The 8,338-nt window shown below is 35.2% G+C and carries 9 protein-coding genes and 1 pseudogene; 5 read left to right on the top strand and 5 right to left on the bottom strand.

What is annotated here, in order from left to right:
* Positions 1–34 precede the first annotated feature (34 nt).
* The 5 genes from AC1DJR_RS11155 to dacF all read right to left on the bottom strand — a co-directional run bounded on the left by AC1DJR_RS11155 (position 35) and on the right by dacF (position 4,617).
* Positions 35–1,561, bottom strand: a complete 1,527-nt coding sequence (locus tag AC1DJR_RS11155) for a sodium-dependent transporter (RefSeq protein WP_002014921.1) — start codon at positions 1,559–1,561, stop codon at positions 35–37.
* Between the two features lie 137 nt (positions 1,562–1,698).
* Entirely contained in the window at positions 1,699–2,457 is a 759-nt protein-coding gene (gene sigF / locus AC1DJR_RS11150) for an RNA polymerase sporulation sigma factor SigF (RefSeq protein ID WP_002014922.1), read from the bottom strand.
* A 12-nt stretch (positions 2,458–2,469) separates the two neighbouring features.
* The gene (gene spoIIAB / locus AC1DJR_RS11145; protein WP_001243400.1) at positions 2,470–2,910 is read right to left on the bottom strand and encodes an anti-sigma F factor; all 441 of its coding nucleotides are present in this window, start codon (positions 2,908–2,910) and stop codon (positions 2,470–2,472) included.
* A complete protein-coding gene (spoIIAA, locus tag AC1DJR_RS11140) occupies positions 2,911–3,261 on the bottom strand; it encodes an anti-sigma F factor antagonist (protein ID WP_002128957.1) in 351 nt (116 codons plus the stop codon).
* A 165-nt stretch (positions 3,262–3,426) separates the two neighbouring features.
* A complete protein-coding gene (gene dacF, locus AC1DJR_RS11135; RefSeq protein WP_429687745.1) occupies positions 3,427–4,617 on the bottom strand; it encodes a serine-type D-Ala-D-Ala carboxypeptidase DacF in 1,191 nt (396 codons plus the stop codon).
* Positions 4,618–4,783: 166 nt separating this feature from the next.
* On the opposite strand from dacF, the gene AC1DJR_RS11130 reads away from it, so the two are divergent.
* From AC1DJR_RS11130 to AC1DJR_RS11110, 5 genes and pseudogenes are all read left to right on the top strand, one after another.
* Positions 4,784–5,203, top strand: a complete 420-nt coding sequence (locus tag AC1DJR_RS11130) for a GntR family transcriptional regulator (protein WP_002145907.1) — start codon at positions 4,784–4,786, stop codon at positions 5,201–5,203.
* Positions 5,169–6,050: an ABC transporter ATP-binding protein gene (locus AC1DJR_RS11125; RefSeq protein ID WP_477002622.1), complete on the top strand. Its 882-nt coding sequence runs from the start codon at positions 5,169–5,171 to the stop codon at positions 6,048–6,050. The genes AC1DJR_RS11130 and AC1DJR_RS11125 overlap by 35 nt, the downstream gene beginning before the upstream one ends.
* Positions 6,040–7,101 (top strand): ABC transporter permease, encoded by a 1,062-nt coding sequence (locus AC1DJR_RS11120; protein ID WP_477002621.1) that lies wholly within the window; start codon positions 6,040–6,042, stop codon positions 7,099–7,101. The genes AC1DJR_RS11125 and AC1DJR_RS11120 overlap by 11 nt, the downstream gene beginning before the upstream one ends.
* Before the next feature lie 12 nt (positions 7,102–7,113).
* Complete coding sequence (locus AC1DJR_RS11115) at positions 7,114–8,178, top strand: ABC transporter permease (protein WP_477002620.1); 1,065 nt, start codon at positions 7,114–7,116, stop codon at positions 8,176–8,178.
* Positions 8,179–8,215: 37 nt separating this feature from the next.
* Positions 8,216–8,338, top strand: a pseudogene (locus tag AC1DJR_RS11110) (ABC-2 transporter permease); the annotation flags it as partial.

Raw genomic sequence — 8,338 nt, 5'->3', positions numbered from 1 at the left:
CCTATAACCATCATCATAATCGCTGATCCACTCATCATGAAACACCTCGGTCCTTCCATTCTTTTTCAAGCTGGACAGAGTCTGAATGTATTTGTGCATTCCATTTCTTCAGACTAATGACTAGTGCAACTATAAGAAACGCTGCCGCTATCGACCAACCATACGTTACAACAAACTCTGTTGGATAACCTCCGTAGTTCTTTTTAATGTTTTGGATTGTACCATCAATTAACATATACCCTAACATAAGTGGAGTAATAACGAGTAAACTCACTCTCCAAAACGTTCCTAACTTTATATCAGATACAAAGTTTGCATGATTTTGATAAACTGGTAAACGGCGCAAGATTAATCCTATTGTAACTACTTCAACGAGTGCAATTGTAATCAATCCAAAATTGTTAGCGAAGTAATCAACAACATCTAGGAACATAAGTCCACCACGTGTTGCAAAAACAAGAGAAACTAATACTAATAGCGTTCCCATAATTCCAATCGTCTTTTGACGACTCAAGCTGAATTTTTCAGATACAGCGGCAAAGCATACTTCTGCAAGTGAAATGAGTGATGTAATTCCAGCAACAGTTAGAGATAAGAAGAATAATACACCAAATAACGGCGACATCGGTAACTCATTAATAATTTGCGGGAATACTACAAATGCAAGTCCTACACCAGCACTAGCTACTTTATCAACCGGTACCCCCATGTTATTCGCCATAAATCCAAGAGCTGCAAAGACACCAATACCTGCCAATAATTCAAATCCTGAATTTGCAAATCCTGTAATAAAAGCATTATTTGTTGTATCTGAGTTTTTCGGTAAATAACTAGAATACGTAATCATAATTCCGAATGCTAAAGATAAACTAAAGAAAATTTGACCGTAAGCAGCAAGCCATACTTTCCCATCAAAAATACGACTCCAATCTGGTTTAAAAAATGCATCTAGCCCCTGCATCGCACCTTCCATCGTCACTGCACGAACAACGATAATAAGGAACATAACAACTAGTAAAGGAATAAAAATACGGTTAACAACTTCGATTCCTTTTTTAACTCCTTTAAACGCAACACCAAGCACAATAATCCAAACGAGAGCTAACGGAATTAATACTTCTGGTACGAGCCCCCCGAATTGTCCTGGCTTATCTGCAACATGTAAATATTCTTTAAATAAAAATGATTGCGTGTCTTTCCCCCATGCTCCAGTAATTGCAAAGTACGTATACGAAATAGACCAAGCAATGATTACAGCGTAATATGTTGAAACAATAAATGTCACACACATTTGCCACCATCCAATAAATTCAGCACGTCGATGAATACGGAAGAATGTAAGTGGCGCCGAACCACGATGACGATGCCCAAGAGCAAACTCGAAAGCTAATAATGAAATACCAGTCGTTAATAATGCAAATAAGTACGGTAAAAAGAATGCGCCTCCTCCGTTTTCATACGCTGTATAAGGAAAACGCCATATATTCCCTAGTCCAACAGCGGAACCGATTGCTGCAAAAATAAATCCAGCCCTCGTTCCCCATTGTTGCCTCGTTTCCATGTTTCCTTCCCCCTTTGTGACAAGTTCATACTTGGATTATAGTTTAAATTAACTAAATTATCAATAAATTCTGTAAATTTTTATCGATAGTTGGAATCTTCTCCTTTTCGTGACAATAAAAAAAATCGAATAGATAGCTATTCATCTATTCGATCTTTCATCTGTTTTAATATTTTCTTTTCAAGTCTTGAAACTTGTACTTGCGAAATGCCTATGCGCTCCGCTACTTCTGATTGGGTTTGGTCTTTATAATAGCGCAAATACACAATTAGCCTTTCTCGTTCATCCAATTCTCTAATTGCTTCTTTTAAAGCAATTTTATCAAACCATTTCGTTTCCGATTGATCTGCAATTTGATCTAAAATAGTAATTGGATCTCCGTCGTTTTCATACACAGTTTCATGTATCGACGAAGGAGCACGACTCGCTTCTTGCGCCAGAACAACTTCTTCCGGCGTTAGTTCAAGAGCCTGTGCTACCTCATTAATCGTTGGAGCCCTTCCAAATTCTTTCGAAAGCTCGTCTCTCATCTTTCGGACTTTGTTTCCTGTTTCTTTTAAAGATCTACTTACTTTCACTGATCCATCRTCACGTAAAAATCGTTGTATTTCACCGATAATCATTGGAACTGCATATGTTGAAAATTTCACGTCGAAAGATAAATCAAATTTATCTACCGATTTTAAGAGTCCAATACATCCAATTTGAAATAAATCGTCTGGTTCGTATCCTCGATTAAGAAATCGCTGTACAACCGACCATACGAGACGCATATTACTTTGAACGATTGTATCTCTCGCTTGTTGATCTCCATCTTGACTTTTTTGAATTAACGCTTTTAGCTCGTGGTCCTTTAACTGAGGTTTCTTCTTCTCATTTCTGACCTCTATGTCCATTGGCTATTCTCCTTAATTGCATAGAGCGTTACTATTTGATAAGTATTTTGTCAAATGGATTGTTGTCCCGAAAGATTCGTTTGAAATAACTTCTACTTCATCCATAAAATTTTCCATGATAGTAAATCCCATCCCGGAACGCTCTAATTCAGGTTTAGTTGTAAAAAGGGGTTGTCTTGCTTCATCTAAGTTAAAGATACCAATCCCTTCATCTCGAATCGTGAGTTTCACCATCGCTTCTTCCAAAATCACTGAAATATAAACAACACCTTCTGCATTTCCTTCATACCCATGAATAATTGCATTTGTAACCGCTTCTGACACAACTGTTTTAATCTCTGTTAGTTCTTCCATTGTCGGGTCTAATTGCGCAATAAAAGCAGCTACCGTAACACGAGCGAATGATTCATTCTGACTTAACGCTGAAAATTGAAGGTTCATTTCATTTCTCATCTACGCCACCCCCAACGTCGCGAGCGCATGCGCTTCACTTTCTTCTAAACGAACAATTTTGAATAGACCTGACATTTCAAATAAACGTTTAACGGGCGGTGAAATTGCACAGACAACCATCTCTCCACCTAATCCCTTTACATGTTTATATCGGCCTAATATAACGCCTAAACCAGAACTATCCATAAATGTTAAGTTCTCTAGGCTCAAAATAATATGATGAACACCATGTGTCTCAATCATATCTGTGACTTTCGTTCGCAACTCTTCAGCAGTATGATGATCTAACTCGCCCTCTAGCCTCACACATAAGACGTCACGTTTTACTTCTAAATGCATGGAAAGACTCACACGATTTCCTCCTTATGCTCAAACTTTACTCATTAACATAAGATTTTCGTGATATAAAATAAGAATCCTTCCTACTGACAAAAGAAGAACTATTTCGTCATAAAGTGAAACCTTTCAGCAATTATTTCAGTAAATACGAACAGAAAAACGTCAAAATTTTTGCCGCTATTTTGATGTTGAAAACATCCCAAAACTTCTTTTAAATAACTCCCACCAGCTCGCTGCCTCAACATCTTCTTTCGCTACAATTGTTTGTTTTAATAAAACATCTTTATCTCTTTTAATAACAAGTGTGCCAAGTGCATCACCTTTTTTAATCGGTGCCTTCACTTTCTTTTCAGCAATCACTTCTTGTTTAACTTTGTCCATATTTTCGCCCTTCTTCATAAGAAGAGACACATTGTCTGACGCAACTAAATCTACTTTTTCTTTCTTACCTTTTCCTACTTGTACAGTCTTAATTTTCTCACCACGTGTATATAATTTCTTTGTCATGTATTGTCCAAATGCATAATCAAGAAGCTTCGTTACTTGATTGTTSCGCTCTTTTGATGTAGGTGCTCCCATTACAACTGAAATAACACGCATACCATTTTTCTCAGCCGATGCCGTTAAACAATATTTYGCTTCTGTCGTAAAGCCTGTTTTCACTCCATCTACTCCAGGATAAAAACGTACTAGCTTATTCGTATTAACAAGCCAAAACTTCTTATCCGTATTTTCACGTAAATAGTCTTCATATTTACCTGTGTATTTTCGAATAAGTGGATACTTCATCAACTCTTTCGCCATAATAGCCATATCATTCGCTGTAGAATAATGATCTTTCGCCGGGAGACCTGTTGGGTTTTGGAAATGCGTATTTTTCAGACCTAAATCTTTCGCTTTTTTGTTCATCATATTTACGAAACCTTCTTCTGAACCAGCGATATGCTCAGCTACTGCAACAGATGCATCATTTCCAGATGCAATTGCAATGCCCTTTAACATTTCATTTACAGTCATCTCTTCCCCAGGTTCTAGAAAAATTTGTGATCCGCCCATTGAAGCTGCGTGTTCACTCGCTCTAACTTTATCGTTTAGTTTTAGTTTTCCTTTTTCAACTTGTTCCATAATTAATAGCATTGTCATAATCTTTGTCATACTAGCAGGTGGTAACTTTTCATTCGGATTTTTATCAAACAAAACTTTACCTGTATCTTGCTCAATTACGATCGCTGACGACGCTTGTTCCGCTAACTTCGGCGTGGTTTCTTCTGTTTTTTCCTGCTTCGTTTTCTCAGATTGTGCGAAACTAACTGAAGTACCAGAAAGCAATAACATGAAACAAACAAGTATTCCAAAAACTCGCTTCATGACTAACCCTCCATTCTATATCAAACTTATTTTTTCCAATTTATACATTTTTAATACCATATTTTTCTATTATTTTCAGTTGACAAATAAATTCATTACCTATATTGTATTAAGTGTATTACATGCAGTAGTACACTTAATACTCATCAGGAAGGAGACATTGCTCTTGCATATTCAACTTGATCCAAGAAGCAACACTCCGATATGGGAACAAATTGTTCAAAATATAAAAGAGCTCGTACTAAAAAACATGTTAGCTCCAAGTGATAAACTTCCTTCTGTACGCGAGCTTGCTTCTTTGCTCGTTATAAATCCAAATACAGTAAGTAAAGCGTATCAAGAATTAGAGCGACAAGGGATTATTGAAACATTACGAGGAAAAGGAACATTTGTAGCCCAATCGATTACCCCAACATTAGACGAAAGGAAAATCGCTATGGTTGAAAAGCAATTTCATCAATTATTACTAGAAGCCTCTTATCTTGGGATTACGAAAGATAAAATTCATGATTGGATAGATTCATACTATAAAGAGATTGGAGGAAATACAGATGCTGAAAGTGACAAGCTTGAAGAAAACAATTGATAACCAAACGATTTTAGACGATGTTTCTTTCACATTACAAAAAGGTAGTATCGTCGGATTGCTCGGAAGAAATGGCGCAGGGAAAACAACTTTATTACGAACGATGGTCGGCATTTTAGACCCCGATGAAGGAACTGTTACATATGAGGGTACAGATGTTCATATGCATCCTGAAATTAAACAAAGAGTTGTATACGTTCCAGATTCTACTAACATACTGAACGGATATACAGTGAAGGAAATCGTAAAGTTTTATAAAGCGGTTTATACAGCATTTGATGAACAGCATTTTTATGAAATATTAGAACGTTTTAATTTACCAAACAAACGTATTCGTAGTTACTCAAAAGGAATGAAAGCACTGCTTGCGATCATTTTAGCTTTCGCTGCAAAAGCAGAATATATCATTTTAGATGAACCGACAAACGGACTTGATCCTATCGTTAAAAGACAGATTCTACAATTTCTAGTTGAAGAAGTAGCAGAGAAAGAAATTACAATTTTCATCTCAACTCACCATTTAGACGAAGTTGAAAAAATTGCCGATACAATCATTATTTTAAAAGGGCATACAGTAGATTCTATTACATCACTAGATGATGCAAAATCACGATTTGCCAAAATACAAGTWGCTTAYGAACGKTCATTACCTCAAAAACTAGAAAACTTAAGCAATATTAAAATATTAAAYCAAACAGGAAAAGTATWTACAATCTTAATTGAGGAAAATGTGGCTACAACACTGGAGAAGTTTTATAAAGARCAACCAATACTCATTGAAGAATTAACAATGTCACTGGAAGATGTCTTTGTTACAACACTTGAGGAGGATGGGTATGTTTCATAAGGCATTGTGGATGTGGAATTGGAAACGCGGGAAATATGCTGTATCACTCTTTTTCTTGAGTACACTTTATCTTTTATCTTTCGGATACTATAAAGCAGCTCAGCAACAACTTGCTAATTATTATAAATTAAATGAAAAGGGAACATTCTATTATGATTATGCTTTTTGGTCAAATACAGGTAATAGTTTTTGGCTAACTATTCTTATTATTTCTATAGCCTGTCTATTAATAGGATGGGAACGTAGCAGCCAGTCTAATGCACTACTTATGACAATGYCATTTAAAAGAAAAGATGTTTTCTTATCTAAATGGGCTTTCGGTTCATTTTGGATTATTGGGTCTCTCCTTGTAAACTGGATTCTTATGTACTTTATTTATAGAACAACGATTCATTTTGATTATCAATCATTCGGGCCATTTCATCGATACTTTCTTTATGCGATTGTTTCATATGTTGCAGTATATACAGCTGCATTATGTATCGGTGCCTTTACTGGAAGCGTTGTTTCACAAGTTGTTTTTTGTATTCCTTGGTTACTAATGGGTCTYACATTTATTTCATTGCTGTACAATTTTACAATAAATCATTTAGATGCTCAAAATAATAGAAACTCTCACTTATATGAAAGTCTTTCTGAAATAAATAATAAAACAAATATTGTTGCACCAATATATAATTTTTCTATTTATTACGATTATGATCCAAAATCACGTAAGAAAGAAAACGATCCAACCACCTTAAGAGATCCGGCATCGCATAAGTATTATTCAGCTAAGTCGATACTAATCCCTATTTTTTACATAACATTCTACTTACTACTTGGCACTTATTTATATAAACGGTCTCCAAACGAAAACACTCAAAAGATATTTATTTTCCAAAAACATTTACGAATATGGATATGGGGAACAACCATTTACTTTGCATTACTAGGTGGCTATAAAATAAATCAATTTAGTTTCTTATTTAACTACTATATCGGTTTGTTTCTCGCTGGAATCATTACTTATGTTGTATTATCACGCCTAACAAATTATAAAGTTTTTTAAAGGAGAGATCCTATGTTTCAAAAAGCACTATGGCTAAGAACGTATCAACAAAGTAAATATGTTGTATGGTTATTTTGGCTCGTCAGCTTCTATACTTTGTCATACAAATACTATATAACATCGATTGAACAAGAATACCTTCTGAAGATGCCAAAAGAAGGGGAATATGTATATCATTACAATTTTAGTTTATCACTTATGGACCCTGTCATCTTTCAAGGTGGCGCACTTATCATTCTGGCCTGTACGTTAATCGGTTGGGAAAGGCAAAATAACTCCATTGATTTCCTTTGGTCTATGCCTTTTAAACGTTCCCACCTTTTTATGACAAAATGGTTGTTTGGTACTTGTAACATTGTAGCAGCTGTTAGTATAAACTGGGGACTATTTGCTATTATAAAAAACATGACTTTTCATAATAAATATCAAGTATTTTCTCCATTTCATTCTTATTTTATATACATGTTAATTGTAYTAATTRCTATTTATACACTTGCCTTGTGTRTAGGWACAATAACTGGGAATRTTATWTCGCAAGGATTTCTCACTGCAGYTATATTMATGTTCCCWKYATTACTTCCAYCACTTATCTCGGGAGTCATCGCTGTTCACTCAAATGTTGACTTTCATGAGAATAATGGCAATATGCATCGTGTTATGGAAAACATACGGATTTCTGGTCCAGTAGAAGAGTTTACTATTCGCTTTAATTACGATCCTCAAAGCACTTTTACTGATGAGGATGGAGTGCGTCATAATGAACCAAACTTTACAAAAATCCCTTCAGCAAAATTATTGATTGCACCTATCACATATATCATTATTTTACTACCACTCGGTATATATTTATATGTTCGTTCAGTCAATGAGCTAAATGGAAACTTCCTCCTATATCCGAAGTTACAAAAAATAATTATGAGCATTGGTATTTTCGTTATAGGAATAGTTGGTGGTTTAGTCTTAAGTGGAGACAAATCATTACTTAATTTTTACATTGGACTTTTTGGGTCAAGCATAATTAGCTATTTTCTTCTATCCAAACTATTGAAATGGAAGTTCTCTTGGAACGCTAAATAAACTCATCATTATCACAATTTTGTACTGGAGGGATTACATGTTTCATAAAGCTTTATGGCTCCATCATTACAAGCAAAGTAAGTACATTCTTTTACTCTTTGCTTGTAGTAGTTTTTGGTTTTTACCTATTAGCTACTTTAATGATTTACAGGTTCAACCA

The organism is Bacillus sp. 05T31 (assembly GCF_056396725.1).
Note: the sequence above shows the minus strand (reverse complement) of the source record. Positions and strands in the feature narration are given on the sequence as shown.

Coding starts and splice junctions, on each gene's coding strand:
- AC1DJR_RS11155 (WP_002014921.1), bottom strand. CDS start 1,561: ATGGAAACGAGGCAACAATGGGGAACGAGGGCTGGATTTATTTTTGCA.
- spoIIAB (WP_001243400.1), bottom strand. CDS start 2,910: ATGAGAAATGAAATGAACCTTCAATTTTCAGCGTTAAGTCAGAATGAA.